Annotated in this window: 13 protein-coding genes; 5 read left to right on the top strand and 8 right to left on the bottom strand. The window is 74.2% G+C overall.

Annotated elements, in window-relative coordinates; all coding sequences use genetic code 11:
* Nucleotides 1-19 precede the first annotated feature (19 nt).
* From IEZ03_RS20850 to IEZ03_RS20860, 3 genes are read right to left on the bottom strand one after another with little or no spacing between them, the layout of a single operon-like run.
* On the bottom strand, nt 20-8,887 hold the full coding sequence (locus IEZ03_RS20850) for a WXG100-like domain-containing protein (RefSeq protein WP_184880529.1): 8,868 nt from the start codon (nt 8,885-8,887) through the stop codon (nt 20-22).
* Between the two features lie 8 nt (nt 8,888-8,895).
* On the bottom strand, nt 8,896-9,198 hold the full coding sequence (locus IEZ03_RS20855) for a WXG100 family type VII secretion target (RefSeq protein WP_131988841.1): 303 nt from the start codon (nt 9,196-9,198) through the stop codon (nt 8,896-8,898).
* Nucleotides 9,195-9,596: a YbaB/EbfC family nucleoid-associated protein gene (locus tag IEZ03_RS20860; protein ID WP_184880531.1), complete on the bottom strand. Its 402-nt coding sequence runs from the start codon at nt 9,594-9,596 to the stop codon at nt 9,195-9,197. Before IEZ03_RS20860 ends, IEZ03_RS20855 begins: the two co-directional genes overlap by 4 nt.
* Before the next feature lie 280 nt (nt 9,597-9,876).
* Here IEZ03_RS20860 and IEZ03_RS20865 point away from each other — a divergent pair, with 280 nt between their 5' ends.
* Both IEZ03_RS20865 and IEZ03_RS38595 read left to right on the top strand, forming a co-directional pair.
* Nucleotides 9,877-10,104 carry a hypothetical protein gene (locus tag IEZ03_RS20865; RefSeq protein WP_184880533.1) on the top strand — a complete coding sequence of 76 codons (228 nt, stop codon included), beginning with the start codon at nt 9,877-9,879 and terminating at the stop codon, nt 10,102-10,104.
* Between the two features lie 266 nt (nt 10,105-10,370).
* A complete protein-coding gene (locus tag IEZ03_RS38595) occupies nt 10,371-12,020 on the top strand; it encodes a MinD/ParA family ATP-binding protein (RefSeq protein ID WP_184880535.1) in 1,650 nt (549 codons plus the stop codon).
* A gap of 25 nt (nt 12,021-12,045) precedes the next feature.
* Here IEZ03_RS38595 and IEZ03_RS20875 read toward each other — a convergent pair whose 3' ends face one another.
* The gene (locus IEZ03_RS20875) at nt 12,046-12,852 is read right to left on the bottom strand and encodes a hypothetical protein (RefSeq protein WP_184880537.1); all 807 of its coding nucleotides are present in this window, start codon (nt 12,850-12,852) and stop codon (nt 12,046-12,048) included.
* 246 nt (nt 12,853-13,098) lie between these two features.
* Between IEZ03_RS20875 and IEZ03_RS20880 the strand changes: the two genes are divergently transcribed.
* Nucleotides 13,099-13,563: a hypothetical protein gene (locus IEZ03_RS20880; protein ID WP_229808435.1), complete on the top strand. Its 465-nt coding sequence runs from the start codon at nt 13,099-13,101 to the stop codon at nt 13,561-13,563.
* Between the two features lie 3 nt (nt 13,564-13,566).
* Here the strand turns inward: IEZ03_RS20880 and IEZ03_RS20885 are convergent, their stop codons facing one another.
* Both IEZ03_RS20885 and IEZ03_RS20890 read right to left on the bottom strand, forming a co-directional pair.
* A complete protein-coding gene (locus IEZ03_RS20885) occupies nt 13,567-14,988 on the bottom strand; it encodes a DUF1266 domain-containing protein (RefSeq protein ID WP_184880539.1) in 1,422 nt (473 codons plus the stop codon).
* Between the two features lie 104 nt (nt 14,989-15,092).
* Nucleotides 15,093-16,034 carry a DUF6177 family protein gene (locus IEZ03_RS20890; RefSeq protein WP_221480561.1) on the bottom strand — a complete coding sequence of 314 codons (942 nt, stop codon included), beginning with the start codon at nt 16,032-16,034 and terminating at the stop codon, nt 15,093-15,095.
* Between the two features lie 110 nt (nt 16,035-16,144).
* Here IEZ03_RS20890 and IEZ03_RS20895 point away from each other — a divergent pair, with 110 nt between their 5' ends.
* Complete coding sequence (locus tag IEZ03_RS20895; protein WP_184880541.1) at nt 16,145-17,578, top strand: LCP family protein; 1,434 nt, start codon at nt 16,145-16,147, stop codon at nt 17,576-17,578.
* 187 nt (nt 17,579-17,765) lie between these two features.
* Nucleotides 17,766-18,827 (top strand): glycosyltransferase, encoded by a 1,062-nt coding sequence (locus IEZ03_RS20900; RefSeq protein WP_229808436.1) that lies wholly within the window; start codon nt 17,766-17,768, stop codon nt 18,825-18,827.
* Here the strand turns inward: IEZ03_RS20900 and IEZ03_RS20905 are convergent.
* Together IEZ03_RS20905 and IEZ03_RS20910 are read right to left on the bottom strand one after the other, a co-directional pair.
* Nucleotides 18,803-21,946 (bottom strand): sialidase family protein, encoded by a 3,144-nt coding sequence (locus tag IEZ03_RS20905; protein WP_184880543.1) that lies wholly within the window; start codon nt 21,944-21,946, stop codon nt 18,803-18,805. The genes IEZ03_RS20900 and IEZ03_RS20905 overlap by 25 nt on opposite strands.
* Nucleotides 21,947-22,038: 92 nt before the next feature.
* Nucleotides 22,039-23,535: a sulfatase family protein gene (locus IEZ03_RS20910; protein WP_184880545.1), complete on the bottom strand. Its 1,497-nt coding sequence runs from the start codon at nt 23,533-23,535 to the stop codon at nt 22,039-22,041.
* Nucleotides 23,536-23,545 lie beyond the last annotated feature (10 nt).

The raw sequence follows: 23,545 nt of genomic DNA on the forward strand, positions 1-23,545 counted from the left end.
GCCCGCATACGCGCGCGGCTCACGGCGGCGTCCCGGGCGGGATGACGTCCGCCTCGATGGAGAAGACCGGCTGGGTGCCGTTCCACCCGGTCTGCACGACGTTCCTGATGTAGTACCTGGTTCCGCGTGGAAGCACGAGTTCCCGCTGGTCAGGGTACGCGCTGCTCTGGCCCATCCACACCCCGTGCGCGCCCTGCGGGAGGTTGAGGCTCAGCCGGTAGTTGAAGCCCTGCCCGTCGACCTCCGTCGTACCCGAACCCAGCGATGTCGACATGTAGCCCGGCTCGTTCTGCACGGCCCCGACGAGGAGCATCGGATGCCTGCCCGCCAGAGGCATGCCGTCCGAGGCGAGCATGAAATTCACGTCGTGCAGCCCCCGCACCGCCTGGACGGGTTCTGGCAGCGGCCGGCTCAGCGCCTGGTCGAGTTCGTCGATCCGCCGCCAGAAGGCGTCGGGCGTGGGCTCACCGCCGAGGTAGCGCCGCAGGAACTCGCGCTGCTCATGGTTCTTCCACATCTCCTGCAGCCGGGCCTCCGGGTCCGTCTGCGTGACGACGTGCTGGATCAGCCGGCGCTGGTAGTCGGTGAGGTCCGGCCGGTTCCACATCTGGATCAGCTGGTCCCGATGCACCGGCATGGCGCCGCCGTTCAGGTACGCGAGGTGCTGGACGTAGTTCTGCTCCGTGTACAGGTGGGTCAGGTACCGTCCCACGTCCGCGCCGGGCCGCAGGTGCGGATTCGGCATCGACTGCACCGTGTACCAGTGCAGCGCCTGCTGCAACTGGTGCGGCAGGTCGTGGTACACGTGCGCCAGCCGGTTCTCGCCGTACCGCTCGCCCTGCTCGTCGGTGTCGAAACGGCGGTAACCGTCCCGGTCGACGTGGCCTTCGCGCCGGAACCAGTCGCGCAGCCCCCGCGACTGCGCGTCGTCCCCGGGCCTGGCGGGATCCGTGCCGCGGTGCTCCTCCCGGCCCGGGGGACGGCCGTCGCGCCCGGCGGGCGATGCGGTGCCGTCCGGACCCGACGTCCGCCAGGTCCCGTCCGGCGGCCAGCCGGGGCGGGTCTGCCCGTCGGGACTCGTCCGGCCGGACGAGGCGTACACGTTGCCGTCGGCGTCCGTCCAGGCCAGTCCGCTGGGGGCGGTGACCGGCACGCCGAGCCGCTGCGCGAGCCGCGCGGCGAAGTCGCCGTCGCCGGTCCGGCACGACAGCAGCAGGACCTCGCGGCCGTTCCAGTTCGGGTCGTTGCGGATCAGGTCCGCCAGGTCGTCGGCGTCCAGCCGGCGGCCGCCGGGGAGCCGCAGCCCGTCCGCGTCGCCGTGCCCGTCCACCGTGAACCGCTGCGGGTCCGCCGGGACGCGCCGCGCGAGATCCCGCATGGCCGGGTCGGCGGGATCGTGGAACGACCGCCCCGCCGGGGTGGCGTCGCTGTCGCGGAAGACATCGTGCAGATGCTGCGGCAGACCGTCCGGAACGGTCTCCGGGGCGTCGGCCTCGTCCCGCCGGACGGGCGCGTCCTCGCGATCCGGTTCCGCGTCGCGAACGGATTCCGCGTCGCGGGAAGACCCCGGGTCCCGGGCGGGGTCCGCGTCGCGGGAAGGTCCTCTGCCGGGGGGCGGTTCCGCGTCGGGGGCGGGCTCTGCGGCCGGGGCCGGCTCGGTTTCCCGGGCGGGGTCCGCGTCGCGGGCCTGCCCGTCGCCGCGGTCGGTGCGCAGGTGCGGCGGCAGCGACTCGTTCAGCGCCGCGTCGAACCGCTCGTTGAGGCGCCGGTTGATCGCCTCACGGACGGCCCGCTCCTCCGGCGTCAGCGGCGCGTCGCGCTCACCGCGCGCCGCCCGCTCCTCCGCGACGTTCGGCAGGTCCCGCGACACCTCGTACAGCGAGTGCTCGTAGTCCGCAACGTCGTCGAACGACCGCAGGTGGAGGCGCAGCTCTCCGATGTGGCCGTTCGGCATCCGCACCGTCATCCGGATGTCGCGGTAGCCGCTCGGCTGCGGCTTGCGCAGCCGGTCCTTGATCGACACGATCTCGACATCGTGCCGCCGCGCGACGTCCTGGACCCGGTCCAGCGCCCGGTACAGGTCCGCGACGCTGTCGAACTGGACCTTCCCGCCCAGCAGGTCGTTGAGCGCGGACGCGTCCCCGTCGCTCTCGTTGATGATTTTGTCGAGGGCGCGGACCCGGTCCTTCGGCCCCGGCCGCATCTTGGCGTCGCCGGGATCGTTCGCCAGCTCGTTCAGCACGTTTCGGAGCGGCCCCGTGCCCTCCGCGGCACGCTGGTACAGCTCGTCCAGGTACCGGTTGACGAACTCGTTGTCCTTCGGGAGCGGCCCGCCGCCGGCGCGCTCCCGCTCGGCCTCCAGCGCCGCCTCGTCGAACCCCGGCTGCTTCGGGGACTTCCCCGGCCCGATCTCATCGATGACCCGGTCGCTGATGGCGACCTGCCAGTCCTCCAGCGGCGTCGGCGTGGGCTCCACCTGGCCTTCGCGCAGGATCGTGCCGGCGCCCCGCTCGTTCACCTCCCGGACCGAGTCCTCCAGGATGCGCACGGCGTCCGGATTGGTCAGCAGGCTGTGCAGCGTCCTCGGCCGCGCCAGCAGCGAATGCCGGAGCGAGTCCTCGGCCGGTGTCAGCGGCGGCGGGCCGCCGCCCTCCACGATCCGGGCGAGCTGGGGATGGTTCGGCAGCCGGTTCCGCAGGTCGTCGTCCAGCAGATCACCGAGCCGGTTCCCCTTGTCGTCGACGATGGTCCCGCGGGCATCGTCCACCACCCGCCGGATCTGCTCGTTCTCGTGGATCCGCCGCATGAGCTCGGCATCGGCCGTCCGCTGCGGCGCGCCGTCACCCTCGGCCGGCCGGGGCGCCGCGGACTGCATCGGCGCCCCGGACTCACTTCCGGTCGTGCCCGCGAGCATCGCCGGCGCGCCTGGCGCGGGTGCTTCCGGAGCGGCCGTGCTGCTGGTCGGTGCAGCCGCATCCGCAGCGGGAGTGCCTTGCGCAGGCGCAGCGGGCGTCGCCGGTGCAGGCGTGCCCGTGCCCGGTGCGGGGGTGCCCGTGCCCGGTGCGGGGGTGCCCGGTGCGGTCGGCGTGGCCGTGCCTGGCGTGGGTGTTCCGGTGGCCGGTGCGGGAGCACCCGGTGTGGCCGTGTCCGGCGATTGCGTGCCTGCGGCGGGAGTGGCCGTGTCCGCCGCGGGCTCGCCGGGCGTGCGAGCAGGGGGTGTCGCCGGAGTGGCCGGGCCTGCGGCCGGCGCGGGAGTACCGGGCGTGCCCGCCGCGGCGGCGTCCGGCGTGGGCGTGCCCGCGGCCGGGGCGGGCGTGGTCTGCGTCGGGGTGCCCGTGGTCGGGGTGCCCGTGGTCGGGGTGCCCGTGGTCTGGGTGCCGGGTGTCTGCGCGGTCCCCGGCTGGGACGTCTCGTACCACCCGTAGTGGGCACGGGCGTCCGGGCGCGGCGGGACCGGGGCGCCCGTGGACGCGGCCGGTGATCGCGGGGTCTCCGCGGCCTGCGGCGCTTCCGCGCTCCCGCCGGTCTGCGATGGCTCCCCGGTCTGCGGGGTCTGCGGGGTCTCGCCGGTTTGCGGGTCGGGCGGGGGCTGGTCGCCGTTCGGCTCGGGAGTGGGGCTGCTCCGGCGGAACCTTGGCTGTCCCGCGTCCCCCGGCTCGGCGGCCGTGTTCCCGTCCGTGCCCGGTGGGCGGGCCTGGCCGTTCCCTGCGGCGGGATCGGCCGACGGCGTCTGCGGACCGGTGCTCGCTGGGGCGGGGTTCGGCGGGACGGGCGGCGTGCTTCCCGGCGGCTGGGCGGGCGGGGCGGTGCCCCCGGGCGGCGAGGAGGCGGGAGGCGTCGTGCCGCCACCACTGCGCTGGCTCGGGTCGAGGTTGTGGTAACTCCGGTAGTGCGTGGTGGTGACCGGGGGGTTCTGGGAGTTGTCGGTCTCCGTCCAGCGGGTGTGGACGACCTCCGGAGTGATCCTCGGATCGTTCGGTTCCGGGAAGAAGTCGATCCGCTCGATCGTGACGTCGGGGTTGCGGGTGTGCCGCTGCTCGAGAAGGCTCTCGAACGACTGGCGCCAGGTGTCGGAGGGGAGGAGGTCCGCGCCCGAGTTCCCGCGGTTCGTGGGGCTCCACTGCGGGAAGTAGTTGATCCGCTCTCCCGGCCCCCGCCCCTCGTGCGGGAAGATGTGGCCGCCGTCGAAACGGCCGCCCGGGTACTCGCCGGTGCCCTTGCCGATGTGGCCGACCTTTTTCTGGACGGCCTCGTTGCGCTGCTCGTCGTCCGAGTGGGGCGTGTCGTACTCGGGACGTCCGCTGGCCGTGTCCGTCTGCCCGCGGCCGTCGGTGTGGAAGAGGAACGTCCCGGGCTCGACGCCGTTGTCGCCGAAGTCGCCGGTGCGGGCGGCGTCGGGCGGGTCGAGCGGCGGGTTGGGGTCGGCGGTCTGGAAGCGGTCGTGCGGCTCGACCAGGTAGTGGGTGTCGGGCCGGGGGACGCCCCACTTCTTGACGGTCCTGTTGCTGTCGCCCAGTTCCGGGTTGTAGCCGTGCTCCCGGTCGCCGTACCACGTCCGGACGTGCGTGACCTGCCGGTTCGCGTCCGTCCAGAAGACGCCGTGGAGCTTGCCGTCCGGGCCGCGCACCTCGATCCGCGAGTTCGGCGGGAGGTCCTGCCGGGCCGAGAACGGGCCGTCCGCCCCGACGTCGTAGGTACCCGGCCACCGCACCGGCGTCGCGTCCGGCGGGGGGTCGAACCTCGTGGCGGCGGGCGCCATGCCCTCGTCGCCGCCGGTGTGGGGCTCGCCCGTGAAGATGTGCGGCTCGTCGAACCCGAGCTCGACCTTGTGCGTGACGCCCGGGTCGGGACGGGTCAGGTCGACGTTCTCGTTCGGGTCGACGGTCGGGGCGCCGGGGTCCGCGGGCGTGACGTTGGTGACGTGGGTGACGTTGCCGTCGCCGTCCGTGTAAGCCTCGCTTCGGGGGACCTGGTTCCCCGCGGCATCGGTCTCGTAGACGGTGTACTTGGTGTTCGGCTCAAGCGGCGCCTGGTCGACCACCCGGTCGCCGGGCGCGAGATCGATGTTCTCTTCGCGGGTGTACGACGGCGGTGCCCAGTCGGCTTGCTGGTGAGGCAGCCCGCGCCCGGCCGGAGGATCGGTCCGCGCCTCCGCTTCGCCGTCCCCCGGCGGCGTGTCGTCGCCGGCGCCTTCGTCGGTGCTTCCCCGCCGGAAACGGGGGTCGCCCTCTCCCGGTCGAGGCTCGTCGCCGGAGCGTTGAGGCCCCTCGTCCGTGCGGGGCGGTGCGCTGTCCGCGGGCGGTGCGCTGTCCGCCCGTGGCTGCGTGCCGGTCGGGGGCGGCTGCGTTTCACCCGCCCGGGGCGGGGTCGCGTTGCCCTCGGGCGTCCGCCCCTGGCCGGCGGGTGCACCCTCCGCGGGGCTCTCACCGACCCGGTTCTGTGCCGGCGAGGTGTTCGGATCGGCCGGCGGCGCGTTGGGGTCGGGTGGGGGCGTGTTGGGGGTGGACGGCGGGGTGTTCGGGGCGGGGTTCGCCGGACCGCCGGACGCCTGGGGGGTGTTGGCGGGGGTCTGGGCGCCGAGGTGGCGGTCCATGACCTCGCCGATGGCGCGAGCCAGGTCGCGGGGGTCGTCGGAGAGGCGGTACTCGGTGAACGCCTCCGCCAGCATCTCGTGCGGGTCGCCGGAGCCGTACTCCGACAGCCCGTCCGCGACCCGCTGCTGCGTGGCGGGGTCGTGCGGCTGCGTCGCGTCGTACGGGATGCCCAGGGCGTTGGACACGGCCTGGTTCAGGTCGGCGAGCATCTGCGGGTCGTTCAGGAGCTGCTCGCCGAGGTGGTGCCCGAACTCGTGCGTGAAGACGCCTTCCGTCGAGCCGCCGCCGGGCACGGTGAACCCGGTCTGTTCCTCGCTCGCGCCGTCCTGTGCGCGCTGCGCGTTGTCGGAGAAGGCGTCGTCGTTGATGTAGATGCCCGGGTCGTTCGCACCGGGTGTGGCGTAGGCGAGGACGTCCTCGTTGCCAGGCCCGAGGGACTGGGCGAAGTCCTCGGAGCCGATGTGGGACAGGCCCCGCATCGTCTCGGGATAGTCGGCGGCGAGCTGCCGGATGGCGTTGTTGATCTCCTGTGCGGCGGCAGGGTCGAGCGGGCTCGACGAGAAGTCGACGGTGGGCGCGTCATTGCCGAACTGGCTGAGGGCGTCCCGCGCCTGCTGCTCGGCGTCCGCGAGCTGCTGCGCCCGGTCGGGCCCGGCAGCGGCGTCGGACCCGTCACCCGGTGTGGTGCCGTCGGACTCCTTGTTGCGCGGCGGGTCCCCCTCCTGCGGGGAGGCGTCGTCCTGCCGTGGCGCCGGCTCGTTGCGGATGACGCCGTTGTCATCGATGTTCTCGATCGGCGGCGGGTTGGGGCGTCCGCCGGGGTCGTCGCCGCGCGCGGGCCGCGACTCCGGGCCGGACGACGGCGCCGGCCCGGGGGTGCCCGTGCCCGGTGCCGGCGGTGCGGGTGAACTCGCCGGGGACGAGGGCCTCGGGGCGCCACCGCCGGACGCGCTGCCGGACGGTGCGGGCGCGCCGCCCGGGGACGCCGTTCCCGCCGGGCCGCCCATCCCCATCGGCATGGGCGCGACGAAGGCGGACGGTCCGCCGGAGCCGCCCTGCTCCGGCGGCTGCATGGCGTCCTGCGTCCCGGGGTTTCCGTCCGGGCTGCGCGGATTCGGGTCGGCGGCGGTCTCGGCGGTCTCGCCGCCGGGCGCGGAGTCGCGGTCGGTCCCCGGGTCGCTCCCCGAGTCGGCCGCGGGGTCCCCGGCCGCGGGGCCCCCGGGCGGGGCGCCCTCGGTGCCGGTGCCGGGGGAGGACGAGTCGCCGTCGCGGGTGGGCGAGCCTCCGCCGCTCTCGTTCCCCGGCGCGGGTGAGCCGGTGCCGGTCGTGGACGCGGGCGCGGACGCGGGCGCGGGCGCGGGGGGGCTTTCGGCCGGCCGGGAGCCGATTCCGTCGCCGGGCGTCTGTGCGCCGCCCGGAGTCTGTGCGGTGTTCGCCGGCGTGCCGCCGTCGGGCGTCCCCGGAGCGGGGGACCCGGCGGTGGGCTGAGGCGCGCTGCCGTTGCCCGGTGCGGCGCTTCCGTCGCCGGGGGTCGGTGTGCCGCCCGGGGGAGGCGTCCCGGCGCCAGGTGAGTGCACCGCGCCGCGGGTGGACGAGGAACCGCCGGACGAGCCGTCGCCGGACGTGGAGCCGCCCCGGGACCCGGGACCGCTCCCCGGCGAGGGCGAGGACGACGAAGAAGATGACGGGGAAGAAGATGACGGGGAAGAGGAGGACGTGCCGGGAGACGAGCCGCCGCCGGCAGGCGCCGAGCCGCCGCCCGCCGCCGGTGCGCCGCCGCCCACCGGGGCCGCGCCACCGCCGACGACGCCTCCGCCCGCGGGAGCGGCGCCGCCGCCGGACGGGCCGGTGCCGCCGCCGAAGGAGCCGGAACCGGACGGGCTCGCGACCGAGCCGGCGCCGCCGGGGCCGGACGGGTTGCCGCCCAGACTCCCCCCGGAGGGGGATCCGCCATCGGGAGCCGATGAGGCCAGCGAAGATCCGCCGCCTCCGCCGCCGGTGTCGCCGAGCAGCGTGGCGATCCGGTTGCCGCCCCCTCCCCCGCCGGAGGATCCGCCACCGCCGGAATCACCGCCGCCCGAGTAGCCGCCGCCGCCCGAGTAGCCGCCACCGCCGGAGCCGCCGCCACCGCCGGAGCCGCCCCCGCCGGATGAGCCGCCACCACCGCCGGAGGAGGAGCCGCCTCCGCCGCCGCCGCCTCCGGAGCCTCCGGAGCCGCCTCCGCCGCCGGACGACGAGCCCCCGCCGTCACCGCCGCCCCCGCCACCGCCTGACGACGAAGGTGAGGGGCTCGGGTCGCCGCCGGACGCCGGTGTGGGGGTCGGGGTGGGTGTGGGTGTGGGTGTCGGTGTGGGGGTCGGCGGGTCTCCCCCGGGCAGCCCCGCGTTGTAGCTGCTGAGGCCGTCCCTGCCGCCGCCGACGGCACCGCCGAACGCCCCCGATGTGGCGCCCTTGGCGATGGCGTCCCAGGTCAGCGGGTCGCCATGGATCGCGGCCGTGGCGACCGTGCCGGCCACGCCGCTGATGCCCTCGGACAGCCCCTCCCGCAACATGCCCCGGCCCATGTTGCCGAGTGCGGTGTCCGCGGTGTCGCCCAGGCCGGGAACCTTGCCCATGCCGTGCGAGACGCCGCCGGAGATGGCGCCGCCGATCGCGCCGTCCAGGGTGGCCGCGCCGGTCTTCTTCCAGTCGACGCCGTCACGGTTGCCCTGCGCGATCTGCACGCCCTGGACGAGCAGGTCGAGCCCGCCGCCCTCCACGGCACCGACGATGGCGCCCCTCAGCACGGCGCCGAGGAACCGCTGGCTGAGCCGCTCCAGCAGCTCCTTGGCGATCGTTCTGGCGGAGACCTGCGCCGCGACCTCCACGGCCGGGATGGCCGCCGTCGACGCGCCGAAGGTCGCGAACGCCGCCGCGATCAGGTAGGCGATCTCGATCGCCGTGATGATCAGCAGGGCGATGAACATGTACTTGGCGTACTCGATGTCGAGTGCGCCGCCGTCGAGCGTCTCGGCGAGCTGTCCGCACGACTCGACCAGTTTGGTCAGGATCTGCGGGTCGGTGGTGACCCACTGCTCCCATTTCTGGCCGAACGCCTCGGCCGCGCCGCTGTCGAGCGCGGAGCGCACGTCGGACGCGGTCTGGACGAGCTCTTGGATCAGCCCGTCGACCTCGGTTCCGGCGGTCCGCCACGCCTCGGCGCAGCGGCGCATCGCCGTTTCGTCGCCTTCGGGCCAGTCGGCGCCGATGATCCAACCCAGCCACTGGACCGGTTCCGGTATCTCGAGACCCACGGTTCAGTTCACTTCAGCCTTGAGGCGTCCTCGGCCGCCTTGTAGGTCCTGGCCATCTGGTCCACGCCCTTCTTGATGCCTTCAAGGCCGTCCTTGAGCTTGGGAAACGACTCCTGGACGCTTGTGCTCGGCTCCTTGTAGCCCTGCGCGAACGTCTTGCCGGTCTCGTCGGCTCCCCAGCACTCGCCCTCGGCGCTGAGCGCGGAGCTGAGCCGGTCGTAGATCGCCTTGAGCTGGCCGGCGCCCGTCTTGAATCCCTCGCCCGCGCGCTTCAGTTCCTCTGTGTCGACCTCTAGGTGCTCGTAGGTCATGGCGGCAGGATCCCCAGTCGTTCGCGGACGGCGTTGATGTCGTCGGGGCGTTCGGGCAGCAGCTTGGCGATGTCGAACCCGTGCTCGGCCGCACCCTCGGGGGCGAGCCCCTGCATCGCCTCGCGTATCAGGTTGGTGACCTGCGTCTGCGCGGCCTTGGTCGCCTCCATGATCGCCTCGGCGAGTTCCGTGGCGCCGAGCCTGCGCTGGACGCGTGGATCGAGGTCGAGCGAGGCCAGCCGGCCCTGCCGGTCGACCTTGACGCGCACCATGCCGTCGGCGGCCTCGGCCTCGGCCTCGATGGCCTCCAGCTTCGACTGCATCTCCTGGATCTGCCGGCGCTTCTCCTGGTAGGTCTGCAGGAGTTCGTCGATATGCGCCTGCCATTCAGCGCGCACAGGCACCCCTCAGTTCGTCGGGAGCTTGGGAAGCCCGCGACCGCGCACGATCACAGGTACACAGAGATTGATCATTTATAGAGCCATTGCTGGCTTTGTCGCAACCTGTCCCGGACAGTCCGTAGCGTGTGGGTGAGGCCACTGACGTTGTGGAACACTGCGGGGACCGCGCGGTGCGCCGCGCAGGCCGAGCCGGAGACCGGGAAAGGGTGGGTGGACGATGCGCAGGAAGCCGAACATCTGCGATGCCTGCGTGCGGTTGCAGAAGAGGTCCAACCCGGTGAGCAGTAGCTCGCTTGACCGGTGGATCCCCTATTGCGACGCCTTTCCGGAAGGCGTGCCGAACGAGATCTACCGCGCCGGGTTCGATCACCGGAACCCGTTCGAGGGCGACCGGGGCATCCGGTTCGAGCTGCGTCCCGGCGGGGAGCGGGCCCTGGCCGCGTACGAGGCTTCGATCGCCAGGCGGCAGGGCGCCCGGGGCGCCGAGTCCGGCCAGAGCGGCTGACTCCGGCCGGTGCGGCCGGGGAGTCCTCCGCCTTGCCGAGGTGGGGGGCATCGTCGCTCCGGGAGGTCTCACGGGCTGGGGGCGCTCGGGGTTGAGGACAGGCTAGCGGGAGCCCTTGGCGGTTTCAGGGGTTAGACGGCCGGATAGGGCTTTTGGTTCGGTGAGACCCTTGTACGGAAAGCTCCTAGGCTGTGGGGCACGGGCCCGACCCGGTCCGGTGTGCACGGGGCGAGGCTCTCGTAGGCTGACCGGTGAAAGGGGGGCGGGTGACCGACTCCAGTTGGCAGCAGGCCGTCCTGAGCGACGTCGGCGTTTCGCGGCGGGGGCTCCAGGTGCTCGACGAGGCGCCGACCAGCGTCGCGCAGCCGTCCTGGGGAGCCGACGCGCCGCGTCCGGCGGCTGAGCAGCGGCCCGCGCCCGTGCCCGTACCGGGCTCGGCGGCGCCCCCCGCCGCACCGTCGTTCTCCCCGCCCGCCGAACCCGCGCCGGCGCCGGCGCCTGAGCCCGCGCATGCCGAGCCCGCGCCGCCCGAGCCGCCGAAGTTCGAGCCCGCACCGCCCGTGCCCGCGCCCGCGCAACCCGAGGCCGCACCGCCTCCGCCGCCCGTGCAGCCCGAACCCGCGCCGCCCGTGTCCGGGGGGCCGGAGTCCCAGCCGTCGCAGCGGCCGGCGCCCGAGCCGTCTCCCCAGGTGGCCCGGCAGCCCGCCGCCCAGGAAGCGGCGTCCCCGCAAACGACGCAGCCGCCCCCGCAGCCGCCCCCGCAGCAGCCGTCGCCCCCGCAGCCGGATGCGGTGCCGCAGCCGGCCGCCGAGCAGCAGGGGGCGGACGTCCCGGGCGCGCCCCGGCAGGCCGAGCCGCTGATCCACTCCGACTTCGACTGGGAGGCGGCGGTCAATCCCGTGCTCGGCGCCGTGCCCTCCGGCGAGGAGCCCGAGCCGGCGGACGCCTCGTCCGGGGCCCCCGCGCCGCCCGCGCCGCCCCATCCCGCGCCCGGGCAGGCGGGGGGCGGCCACCCGGTCCCGGCGGTCGATCTCGTCCGCAAGAACCAGCACGGCGACCCCCTCGCCCGCCGGATGGGCCGCGGTGTCCGCAACGCGATGGGCGGTGGCGCGCGGGAGGCCAGGGAGCGGGCCGCCTTCGCCGACCTGATGCAGCGTTCGGTGCCGAGTTCCCGGCAGATCGCGGTCGCGAGCGTCCGCGGCGGCGCGGGCAAGACGACGATGGCCGCGATGCTGGCGACCGAGCTGGCCCTGCACCGCGCCGACCGGGTGCTGGCCGCCGACGCGGACGCGGAGCTGGGATCGCTGCCGCTGCGCCTCGGCGTCAGTCCCCAGCTCTCGCTGTTCGACCTGGCCGCCCACCGGCCGAACACGTTCCAGGAGGCGGAGGGTTTTCTGACGCGGACCCCGCACGGCCTCTACGTGCTGTCGTCCACGCGCGGCGGCCGCATCGCCGGTGAGTTCACGCTGGAAACGTTCCAGACGGCGCTCAGTTCGGTGAGCCGCTACGTCGCCGCGACGGTCGTCGACTGCGGCGCGGGCATCCTCACCGAGGTGAACCGCGGCGTCGTCGCGGGTTCACACGGCCTGGTCCTCGTCACCCCGGGCACGGTCGACGGCGCCTTGAGCGCGCGCGGCGCGCTGGAGTGGTACGCGGCCAACGACCAGCAGGGAGTGCTCGGCCGCACGGTGATCGCGATGGTCTCGCACGCCCCGCAGGTGGGCGCCGACCTGCGGCGTGCGCAGGAGATGCTCGCCGCGTGGGGACTGCCCGTCGTGTTCGTCCCCTACGACCGGCATCTGGCCACCGGCAGCTCGGTGGAGCTGGCCAGGGTCTCCGCCGCCGCCCGGTCGGCCTTCACCCGCATCGTGTACGAGGTCTTCTCGCGGTCGCTGACCGGCGGCGGCGTCCGCTGACCGGCGGTCCGCCGGCCACCGTCCGTCAGTTCTTCCAGATGAGAACGTTGGTCACTTCTACTCCCAGTTCGCCGGCGATGGCGAAGACGGTGCCGGTGCGGCCGCCGGCGGCGGCGCCGGACGACCAGTACGACTGGGCGTAGATGACGTTGGAGCCCTGCGTCCAGGAGCGGGTCCAGTAGGCGGGGTCGGGCCTGGGCTGGGGGAGGCCGCTCGCCTGGGACGGGGTGAGCAGCTTCGGCCAGCCCTGCTTGGCGGTGACGCGGCTGACGGCGCTCGCCGCCGACGGGCTGGAGAACTTCGCGATCGACACCGCGGTGATGATCTTCTTGGTGGGGTCGGCGTAGACCGCCGAGTGCATCGAGCCCATGCACGGGTAGCTGCGCAGCGTCGTGCGGAGCGTGGTGTTGGCGCGGGTGTTGCACGACTCCGTCCGGGTGCCCGCCCGGGTGAACGTCTTCCCCTTGGCGGTCCGGATGGTCGTGGAGAGGATGGAGGCCGGGTCCGAGCCCGTGCCGGTGCCTCCCCTGGACGTCGTGGGCCTCGGTGCGGGCGTGTAGGAGGGGGAGTAGGGCGTGTAGGTCGGCAGCGTGGTCGTCCTGCGGGGATCGTCGTCGTCGTTGCTCTCCAGGATGACGAAGGCGCCGATGCCCACGAGGGCCAGGACCCCGACCAGGCCGAAGATCAGCAGGGGGACGAGTGCTCCGCCTCCGCTCCGCCGGGGCGGCGGCGGGAAGCCGGGGCCGCCGGGCAGCGGCGGCGGGCCGGGCGGCGCCGGTGGCGGGAAGCCGGGTCCGCCGGGCGGCTGACCGGGCCATTGGGGGGAGTTCATGAACGCTCCGAGCTGGGGTCGAGCGGGGTGGCCGATGAGATCCGACCAGAGTAGCGGGCAGAAGTTGGCGAAATCGCGGGGGATGGTAGGTATGTCGTGGATGTACGTGCCCACGGACGGCGGCGGCGCGTGCGGAAGCGTCATAGGGTTGCGATGGAGAGGGAGGCAGGTGTCCGACACAAGCCGGCGACCCGTCGCCGCGCGCCGCGGCGGCCCGCCGGGTCCGGCCGAGGCTGGGGTGACCTGATGAGCAGTGACCTGGTGGCGCTGGTGCGCCGCCGTCCGGACGTGCACGCCGTGGCGGACGGTCTGATCGCCATGGGCGAGCCGCTGGAGCTGCGCGGCGGGGAACCGGAGCCGACCCTCCTCTACGACGCCGAGGGCCGGCTGCTCGTCTCGATCGAGGACGCGGTGCAGGTGTCGGCGCAGAGCGAGATCCGCCGGCTGCTCGGCGCGGAGTTCGCCGACCGCGTCACCGCCCCGATCTGGTGGGTGGACGTCCGCGCCGCGGCCGACCTGCCCGACGCGGTGCGGGTGGCGCGCAGGTTCGCCGACTCGCTCGTGCACTGGGCCGGCGGGACCGTCTACCCCGACGGGGCGAGCGAGGCGCCGGCGCGCAGCTGGAAGGCGGCCCAGCAGGGCGGCGGTCCGGCGGTCGGCGTTCCCGGGCAGGACGGCGCCGCGTACCACGGCGGCGTCATCGGGGGCTGACGGTCACGTCCAGTCGCGGGTGAGGGGAAGGTCCCAGGGGAGGGTGTTCCAGGGGCTGCGGGGCTCGGTGAGGAGGTTCTCGACGAGCCGCTCGTACTCGGCCTGCGCCTTCCCGCCGCCCGACCAGAGCAGCCGTCCCTGCAGGTAGCAGGCGGCCATGTCCCGCCAGGACGAGTACCGCCGCTGGATGTCGATCGCCAGCGGGAGCATCCGCTCCCAGCAGTACTCCTCGGTCAGCCAGCCCACCATGTGGCCCCAGCGGTAGAGCATGAGGGCGCGCCCGTAGTCCCAGATGAGGAAGCGCTCCACGTTCGCGCGCAGCGCCGGGTCGGCGAGGACCCGCAGGCGGTGCAGCTCCTCGGACGCGTGGTTGCGGTCGTTGAACAGCTGGTGCAGGAACTGGGCGAGCTCGGCGCCCTCCTCGCTGACGTCCGCGCCGGGCTCGTCGCGGAGCAGCCGCGGGACGAGCCGCGCGTACGAGCCGCCCTCGTCCCCGTACCGGAGCCGCACCAGCTCGATCAGCCGCTCGACGAACGGGGGTTCGAGGTCGTCGCGGGCGATGAGGGCGTCGACCTCCCGCAGCAGCGTCCCGTACTCCTCCTGCGCGGCGGGCGGCCGGGCGGCGAGGCGGGCGTCCCGGGTGAAGTCGGCGCGGTGCCCGTCCTGGACGAGCCAGTTGACGGCGCCGAGGAGCTGCTCCAGGTCGTAGGCGCCCCACGGGTCCTGGAGGAGTTCGTGGGCGGTGCGGCGGTCGGCGGCCTTCGCGGACTCGCCGGGCGCGGTGCCGAGGCGGTCGACGAGGAAGCCGTTGATCGCGCCGTAGGGGGCGCCGGCGGCGATGATCCAGCGCTGCACGGGGGTGAGGCCGCCGTCACCGGGGGCGTCCGCCAGCTCGGGCGCGGCGATCAGCTCCCACAGCCGCCGCCGGAACTCCGCGGCCTGGCGCTCCTCGCTGCCGAAGAACCCGGCGAGCTGCTTGCGCAGGGACGGGTGGCGGACGTAGAGGCGCCGGAAGAACCACCCGTTCTTCCACACCAGGTGCTCGGGACGGAGCTCGCCGAACGGGACCCGCTTGCGCCGGTGCACCATCGCCCGCTCCGCGAACCGCAGCTCCACGTCCGACCAGAGGGCGGCCACCGGCGTGAAGCGGAGCAGCAGCACGATGCCGAGCGCGCAGCCGAGCAGCCCGGCGCCCGGTGCCAGCGCCCACCGCGCCTCGTCCGGCAGCCCGGCGAGGGACAGCACGGCCCCGGCCATCAGCAGCGCGACGCCGACGACGCCGCAGGACAGGAACCAGGTGGTCGTCAGGACGGGGGACCCCTCGATCCGCAGGACCGCCGCGGCGTCGTCGAACTCGAACGACCCTTCGGCGAGCGTCCCCTCGACGGCCCGCTCAAGTGCGTCGAGCTGACCGGCCTGTCCCATGGGCAGGACCGTACATCATCCCTTACGGGTAGATCATCAACTCTGTGTGCCCTTTGCCGTCGGTAGTGGGAGGAACGTCGCATTCAGGGCGGCGGTGCCGCCGGTCAGGCCGACTGGAGGTGCTGCATGAGGTGGCTGTGCCGCTGCCAGCCGTCCTGCGAGCGGCCGTCGCCGAGGGGGAAGAACGTCAGCGGCGCGCGCGGCGGCCCGACCGGCTGGCCGGGGACGCCGTTCGGCCCGGAGACCGTCCCGGCGACGGCCAGCGCGACCGGGGCGGGCGCGCCCGTCCAGCGGGGCTCGGTGGTGAGGTCGGCGCGGCCGGGGGTGAGCTGGACGAACAGCGACGCGATCGTCTGGTCGGCGGCCAGCGCGCCGACGAGGGTCGGCAGGTGCTGCAGGGGCGGCGGGTCCTCCGGCATGTAGCCGATGGTGACGGTGCTGACCTCCCCGACGGCACCGCCCGCGCTCGCGGTGAAGTCGCAGATCGCCTGCGCCGGGCGCGGGCCGTCGCCGACGACCAGGAGCCGCGCGGTCGAGCGTCCCCGCGCGTACTCGGTGAACCGGTCGCGGCGCCACGGGTGCTCCAGCGGCTCGGCGGGCCCGAGCGCGCCGGGCGGCTTGCCGGTGAGCAGTTGCAGGAGGCGCTCGACGGGCCCGCCCAGGTCGCCCTCGGCGCCGTGCCTGGTGCGGTAGACGAGGGTGAGCTGCGAGCCGATGGGGACGCTCGGGCGGGTGGTGAACCCGGGCGCGTAGTCGCGGGCCTCGGGCACGGGGACGAACGTCCCGCCGCTCCACTTCAGCGGCCGTCCGGTCAGGCCCTCGTAGTAGCCGTCGCCGTTGCGGACGACCCACTGCACGTCGTTGCCCGACGCGGCGGTGCGCAGGGGGAGCGACAGCCGGGAGTCCAGGGGGGTGACCAGCTGCAGCGTGCGGCCGCCCGCGACGCAGTCGCCGAGGGCTTTGTTCAGCCAGGCGCTCAGGGGCACCAGCGGCCGGTCCTGCAGCACGACCATGGCCTGGTCGGTCAGCGCGTCTACTGTGCTCATCTCCCCGGGAGTCTAGCGATCGCGGGCATCCCGGGCAGACCCGCCCGCCGTGCGGCCGACTTTGCCGCGGCCCGGGAGGCGGGTGTCCAATCTGTGCTGAAATGTTGCGGATGCAGCGAGCCGCCGCGCCGTCTCCCGTGTACTACGCGGGCAACGCCCCGCCGCCACCGGAACCGCCGGTGCGGGGGCGTCTGTGGCGCGTGCTCGGCGTGCTGTCGATCGTCATGTCGGTGGTGCTGGTGGCCGGGAGCCTGACCGCGTACGGGTTCTGGCGGCGCCTCGACGGCCAGATCGACCGCGAGAACGTGGACGGCCGGCTCGGCGTCGACCGCCCGGAGAAGCTCAACGGCTCCCTGAACATCCTGCTGATCGGGTCCGACAGCCGCGCCGGACGCAACGCCCGCTACGGCACCGAGCCGGGGCAGCGCTCCGACACCACGATCCTGCTGCACATCTCGCCCGGCGGCGAGAACGCCATCGGCATCAGCTTCCCCCGCGACTCGATGGTGCAGATGCCGTCCTGCAAGCGGAGGAACGGCACGACCGTCCCCGCCCAGTTCGGGATGATCAACACGGCGTTCTCCAACGGCGGTCCCGCCTGCACGTGGAAGACGATCGAGTCCCTCACCGACATCCACATCGACCACTACGTCGAGGTCGACTTCGCCGGCTTCAAGCGGGTCGTGGACGCGCTCGGCGGCGTGGAGATCTGCGTGCCGCGGCGCATCGACGACCCGAAGGCCGAGCTGCGGCTCCGGCCGGGCCGGCAGGTCGTCCGCGGCGACCAGGCGCTCGGCTACGTCCGGACCCGCTACGCGCTCGGCGACGGCTCCGACCTCGACCGGATCAAGCGGCAGCAGGCGTTCATGGCGTCGGTCACCAAGAAGGCCACCGACAAGGGCATGCTGACCGACCCCGGACGCACCTACGACTTCCTCTCCGCCGTCGCCAAGTCGATCAAGGCGGACGAGGACCTCACCCTCTCGGTCATGCAGCGGCTCGCGGGCAGCCTGCGGGGGATGAGCGCCGGGAAGGTCCGGTTCGTGACCGTCCCGGTGGAGGCGTACCCGCAGGACAGGAACCGCGTCCAGTTCAACCGGGCCTTGGCCGAGCCGCTGTTCCGGGCCGTCCGGGAGGACAACAAGCTCCCCGAGCCCGAGCCCGTCCCGGTGGGGAACCAGGTGAAGCCCGTCCCGCCCGCCCAGGTCCAAGTCGGCGTCTACAACGCCGCCGGCACCCCCGGCCTCGCGCAGCGGACGGCGGACCAGCTCACCGAGCGCGGCTTCCAGGTCGTCAAGGTCGGCACCGCCGACCGGACGTACGCGCGCACCCAGATCCTCTACGGCGCGGGCGCGGAACGGCAGGCCGCCCGCGTGGCGATCGCCGTCCCCGGCCCCAAGCCGCGCGCCTGGCGCGCCGCCCGCCCCGGCCGGGTCTACCTCGTCATCGGCAAGAGCGGCGCCCGGCTGCGCGGCCTGAACGCGTCGGTGCCCAGGGTCGCCGGCGAGATCCGCGCCGACCGCGACGTCTGCGCCGCCACCTGAAGCCCGCCGAAACCCATCTGTCACGGGAGATCGGTATCGTGTCGGGCGCGTAACCCGGCACTGGCATCAAAGCGTCATAGGTAGGACAGCACTCCCAAATCCCCCAGCCCCCGAAGCCCCCCTGCCCCAAGGAGCCGCCCCCGCACAGGGCTCTACCGGGCGCCCACGCTTCCCCCGGAACGGACGCATGCAGCCCGAAGCATTCACCTTGCTCATGACCGTCTACGGCGGTGATCGAGCGGAGCACGTGAGGGTCGCCTTCCGCAGTGCGGTGCACGAGCAGACCCTGCGCCCGGACCAGGTCGTCCTGGTCCAGGACGGCCCCGTCGAACCCGAGATGGCCGCGTGCCTGCGCGAACTGGTCGACGGCAGCCCGGCCGAGGTGTCGTTCGTCCAGCTCGAGCACAACCGCGGCCTCGGCCCGGCCTTGGACGCGGGCCTCCGCGCGTCCCGGTACGACATCGTCGCCCGCATGGACGCCGACGACGTCGCGATGCCGCACCGCTTCCAGACCCAGGTGCCGCTGGTGCGCGCCGGAGCCGACCTCGTCGGCGCCGGCCTCCTGGAGTTCGACACCGACATCTCCGACATCGTCGGCCGGCGCACCCCGCCGAGCGACCCCGCCGACATCGCCCGCTACTCCCGCCTCCACGACCCCTTCAACCACCCCACGGTCGTCTACCGCCGCAGCGCCGTCGTCGCGGTCGGCGGCTACGGCGACCTGCCGCTGATGGAGGACTACTGGCTGTTCGCGCGGATGATCGCGAACGGCGCCCGGATCGTGAACGTCGCCGAGCCGCTCGTGTACTACCGGGTGGGGGACGGCGCGTACGAGCGGCGCGGCGGCCGCGACCTGCTGCGCTCGGAGCTCCGGCTCCAGCGCGAGATGCTCGGCGAGGGCTTCATAACGCGCCCCCAGTACGTGCGCAACGTCGTCGTGCGGGGCGGTTACCGCCTCGTCCCGACCGTCGTGCGCAAGCCCTTCTACCGGATGGTCGTCGCCCCGTACGGCGCGCGCCGCAACCGCTCCCGCGACCGCGAACGGGACCGGGACGCCGCCTTCGTGCCCGCGCCGCGCACCCCGGGCTACGTCCCGCGGCACGCCCGCCCGGAGCGCTCTCCCGACTCGCCGGCCCCGCTCTCAGCGGCGCCGGGCGAACCGCCCGCCGCGCCCCAGCCGGTGGAGCCGGACCTCGCCGGGCCGGCCGAGGCGGCGGTCGCGGATCAGCGCGACCACAGCACGGGCTGATCGCCGTTGGAGTCGGCGCTGCGGCCGACTCCCAGCAGCGTGCTCCCGAAGCTCGCCAGCCCCGTGATCTCCTGGTCGCCGACGCCGCCGAGACCGGTGCCGCCGGGCGTGGAGGCGCTCCAGGCGAGGCCGTCCGGGGACGTCCACGACACGACGTCGGTGCCGCCCGCGGCCCCGGTCGTGCCGGTGGCGGCGAAGCCGTCCGGCGTCGCGGTCAGCGCGGTGACCTTGACGGGGGTCCCCTCGCTGGGGGACTTCAGCGGCTGCCACGACTTGCCGGCGTCCGTGGAGACGTAGCCCAGCCAGTCCAGGCCCTTCTGGGTCGCCGCGAGGCCGGTGGCGACGAGCGTGCTCCCGCGGGCGGCGACGTGGGTGAAGTGCGCCTCGTTCACGCCCGCGGGCAGCTGGAGCACCTGCAGCGTCCACTGCTTGCCGTCGGGCGACGTCCAGACCGAGGGCCGGTTGCGCTTGGCCTCGCGGCTGCCGCCGACGGCGGTGAAACCGGACGGGCCGGCGGTGACGTCCAGCATCCAGCGGCCGGCGTTCTTCCCGCCCCTCATCATCTGCGGATCCGTGCCGGTGCCGCGCTCCCAGCTCTTCAGGTCCGGGGAGAACCAGGCGGCCACCGAGGCCCCCTGGATGCCGACGACCACGTACCCGGCGTCCCCGGCGGCCGCGGCGTTGGTCACGGGCACGCCCTCCCTGGAGGCGGCGAACGCGGCGTCGGAGTCGGCGGTCTGCCAGGTCGCGCCGTCCTCCGAGGTGACGACGAGCGGGCCGCGCGGGGCGGCCTGGTCGTAGCCCACCGCCAGCCAGCCCGCGGCGCCCCCGGCGACATCGGTCAGCTGCTGCGGGCCCGGCCGCGTGAACGCGGCGCCGAGGCCCTGGGCGGGCGTCCACGCGGTCCCGTCCTTCGACGACCAGGCCGCGGCGTCGCCCCGCGCGCTGCCCACGGCGACGGCGAGGGCGTCGGTCGCGCCGACGGAGGTGACCGAGTGGTCGGGCCGGACGGCGCCGGTGATCTTCGCGAGGTCGACCGGGACCGCGGTGCCCGCGGCGTCCCAGACGCCGAGCATGGCGTCGGTGTCGCCGCCGCCGGGCTCGTGCCCGGCGAGGACCGCCTGGCCGCCGGCCAGCGCCGCGCCCATGACCTTGAGGCCGGGCTTCAGCTCGGCGGTGCCCGCGTCCTTCCAGGACGCCCCGCCGTCGGCGCTGCGCGACACCAGCACGTCCCGGTCCCGGAAGACGATGGCCGCGTAGCCCTGCCGGTCGCCGACGATGCGGCTGGTGTGCTTGTACCCCTCCGCCTTCAGCGTCCCGGCCTTGCCCCAGGTCCTGCCGTCCCGGGAGAAGTACGCCTGGCCGTAGAAGTCGCCGGACGACTTCATCTCGCGCACGGCCAGGAAACCGGCCTCGCTGCCGCCGATCATCAGGCCGCGGCTGCCCTTGGGCACCGGCACGTCGGAGCCCGCCCAGGTCCGGCCGCCGTCCTCGGAGCGCCAGACCCTGCGGTAGGGGTCCTTGCCCCCGTCGGGCGTGACGAGGCCCTCCAGGAGGATCACGTTGCCGCTGTTCGCGGCCTCCACCAGGGCGAACTCGCCGCCGCTGATCTGCAGTCCGATCTGGTCGGCGACCCGCGGTTCCCAGCGCCGCCCGTCGGTGGACAGCCAGAGGGCCGGCCGGGAGTCGCTGAAGTCGCCCTTCGGGGAGTTCTCGCCGATGGCCAGGTACCCGTTGCCGGTGGCGACGATCCGCTGCACGCGGTTGTTCAGGCCGAACACGTCGCCGACGGCGTCGGGCTGCCTGCGCCACTCGCGCCCGTCCTCGCTCAGCCAGACGGCGCCGCCGCCCGTCCGGGAGCCGATCGCGACCCAGCCGCGGGACGAGCCCCCGACCGCCTCGGGGATCCCGCCGGGCGCCGCGGCGCCGCCGTCGGTGCCCTGCGGCGGGACGGACTCGAACGTGCGGCCGCCGTCGTTGGACACCAGGAACACCCCGCGGGCGTTCTGCGGGTCCGTCTCGCCGCCGACCGCGACGACCGTCGAGCCGACGGCGGCGACGCCCGCGATCTCCTGGTCGCGGCCGTCGGTGCGGGCCGTGCCGCTCACCGGGAAGATCGAGCCGGCCAGTTCCGCGCCGGTCTTCTTCTCGCCGTCGCCTTCGAGGAGGCCCGGCACGAAGACGGCGCCCGCCGCGACCAGCGCCGCGACCGCCAGGCCGGCGACCCCGATGAGCAGCGGCTTCTTGAGGCTCTTGCGGGGGCCCTTCGGCTTCTTGCCCTGCGGGGTGCGCCACGGCTCGTCGATGACGGGCGGCGGCGGCGCGGGCGGGCCGGCGACGCCCTGGTTCTGCTGCGGTGCCCCCGGCACCTGTGCCCCCGGCACCTGCTGGGCCCACGGGAACGGCTCCGCGGCCGGGGGGCCGCTCGGGGCGCCCGGGACCTCCTGCGCGTAGGGGAACGGCTCGCGGGCCGGTGCCGCGGGCGTGCCCGGGATCTCCTGCGCGTACGGGAAGGGAGCGTGGGCGGGAGGGCTCTGCGACGGAGACGCGGCCGGCGGGGCCGCAGGCGGCGCCTGCGGCGGGAATCCGGGAGGCGGCGGGGGCATCGGGGACTGCTGGGGGATGCCTTCCGCGCGGGTGGCGTCCGGAATCTCCTGCCCGTACGGGAACGGGGGCGGTGCGGGAGGCTGGGCAGGGGGCTGGGCTGGGGCCTGTGCCGACGCGGCCTCGGGTGCCTCCGGCGTGTACGGGAACGGCGGCGGCGCCGGGATGTCGGTCGACGTCGCCATGGGAACGACCACCGTGTGCGACGGCTCTTCGCCGGAGTCGGCCATGGTGCGGTCGCTGATGGTGCGGTCGACCATCTGGGTTTCGGAGTCGTCCGTCGCGGCCCCCTGGGAAGAGGACTCCTCCGGTGCTTCCTGCGCGGCGGTGCTCTGCCCGGAGCCGGTGCCGGCTTCTCCGGGGCCGTCCTCCTCCGGGTCGTCGCCGGGGAGCAGCGAGGCGGGCGACGACGGCTGCTCGCTCAGCCACTGCGGCGGCGGAGGGGCCGGAGCCGGCTGCCCGGGTTCGGGACGCTCCACCGCGTGGTCGTCATCCGGCTTTCCGGTTGCAGTCACACCCGCTCCCCCAGCATCCGGTATATGGACGTGTCTCCGCGCATCCGCGGTCAATCAGCGATGATAGCGGCGCATAAAGGGACGGAACTCGCTCAGCGGCTCCGGCCCGCGGTGGCGCAGGTCGCGCCCGAACAGTGGGTCAGCGCGTACAGCAGGTCGGAGAGGTGCCGGCGCCGCTGCTCGGGCAGCGTCCCCACGATGTTGTTCATCTCCTGGGGGTCGCGGGCGCGGTCGTAGTACTCGCGTTCCCCGTTCGCGTACTCCACGTAGAGCAGCTCGTCCGTGCGGAGCGCGTTGTAGGTCGTCGGGGCGCCGGGCGCGGAGTCCTGGCGGTCCGGGTCCTCGGCGGACGGGGGCGGCTTGACGTGCTCGATCAGCACCGACTGCCGCCAGTCCGGCGGCGCGGCGCCGCGCAGGAACGGCACGAGCGACCGGCCGTCGGTCGCCGGCGGCGGCCGCAGCCCGGCGAGGTCCAGGAACGTCGGCGCCAGATCGGTGTTCTGCGCGGGCCGCCCGACTTGGCGACCGGCGGGAACACCGGGGCCGACGACCAGGAACGGGACGCGGACGTCGCTGTCGTACGGGGTCATCTTGCCCCCGGCCAGCCTGTGCTCTCCCATGTGGAAGCCGTTGTCGGAGCCGAAGACCACGTAGGTGTCGCGGTCGCGGCCGAGCTCCTTCAGGGTTGTCCGGATCCGGCCGACCATCTCGTCCACCGACTGGACCATGCGGACGCGGTCGCGGTAGCCCTCGTCGATGCGGCGGATCGCGGGCGGGCCCAGCCGCGGCCGCGACCGCAGCCACGACGGCTTGTCGCGGACGTCGGCCTCGTTGAACGACGGCGGCCGCGGCGCCTTGAGCCCGCCGGACAGCCCGGCGTGCCGCGGCGCGGGGACGAACGGCCCGTGCGGCGCGAACGTCGAGATCTCGACGAAGAACGGCTGCGACGACCCGGCGGCCCGCTTGATGAACTCGACCCCCTTGTTCGCCAGGACGTCGGTCAGGTAGTCCTGCGGCCTGCGCCCGTAGCGGACGAGGCGGCCGTTCTCGTTCAGGTTGTAGTCGTACTCGCCGTAGCCGTTGCCGGCGACGTACCACTCGGTCCACCCCGGCGGGACGTACGGCGCCGTCCCGCCCTGGGTGTCGTTCGGGTGGTAGCCGTTCATGTACTTCCCGAGCAGCGCGGTGCGGTATCCGGCCTTCTCCAGGTGCGGCGCGAACGACTCCTGCTCGTTGCCCTCCTCCTTGAAGACCTGGAAGCCGCCGTCGGGCGGGAAGTTGGTGCGGACCCCCGTGTTGTGCGGGTACCTGCCGGTGAAGATCGTGGCGCGGGACGTGCAGCACAGCGAGTCCGCCACGATGAAGTTGCGGAAGGTGAGCCCGTCCCGCTCCATCCGGAGGACCTCGGGCATGTGCGCGACGAGGTTCCAGGAGAGGTCGTCGGTGAGGACGAACACGATGTTCGGCCTCTCCGGGGCCGGGGTCCGCTCCGCGGCGCCGGACGGTCCCCCCGGCTGGAGGAAGCAGCCGCTCGCTCCGAGGGCCGCGACCAGGCAGAGGACGGCCGCGAACCGCCGATGTCGGATCAACGTCCGCCTC

The sequence above is a fragment of the Actinomadura livida genome (genome assembly GCF_014648675.1).
GTDB classification, from domain to species: domain Bacteria; phylum Actinomycetota; class Actinomycetes; order Streptosporangiales; family Streptosporangiaceae; genus Spirillospora; species Spirillospora livida.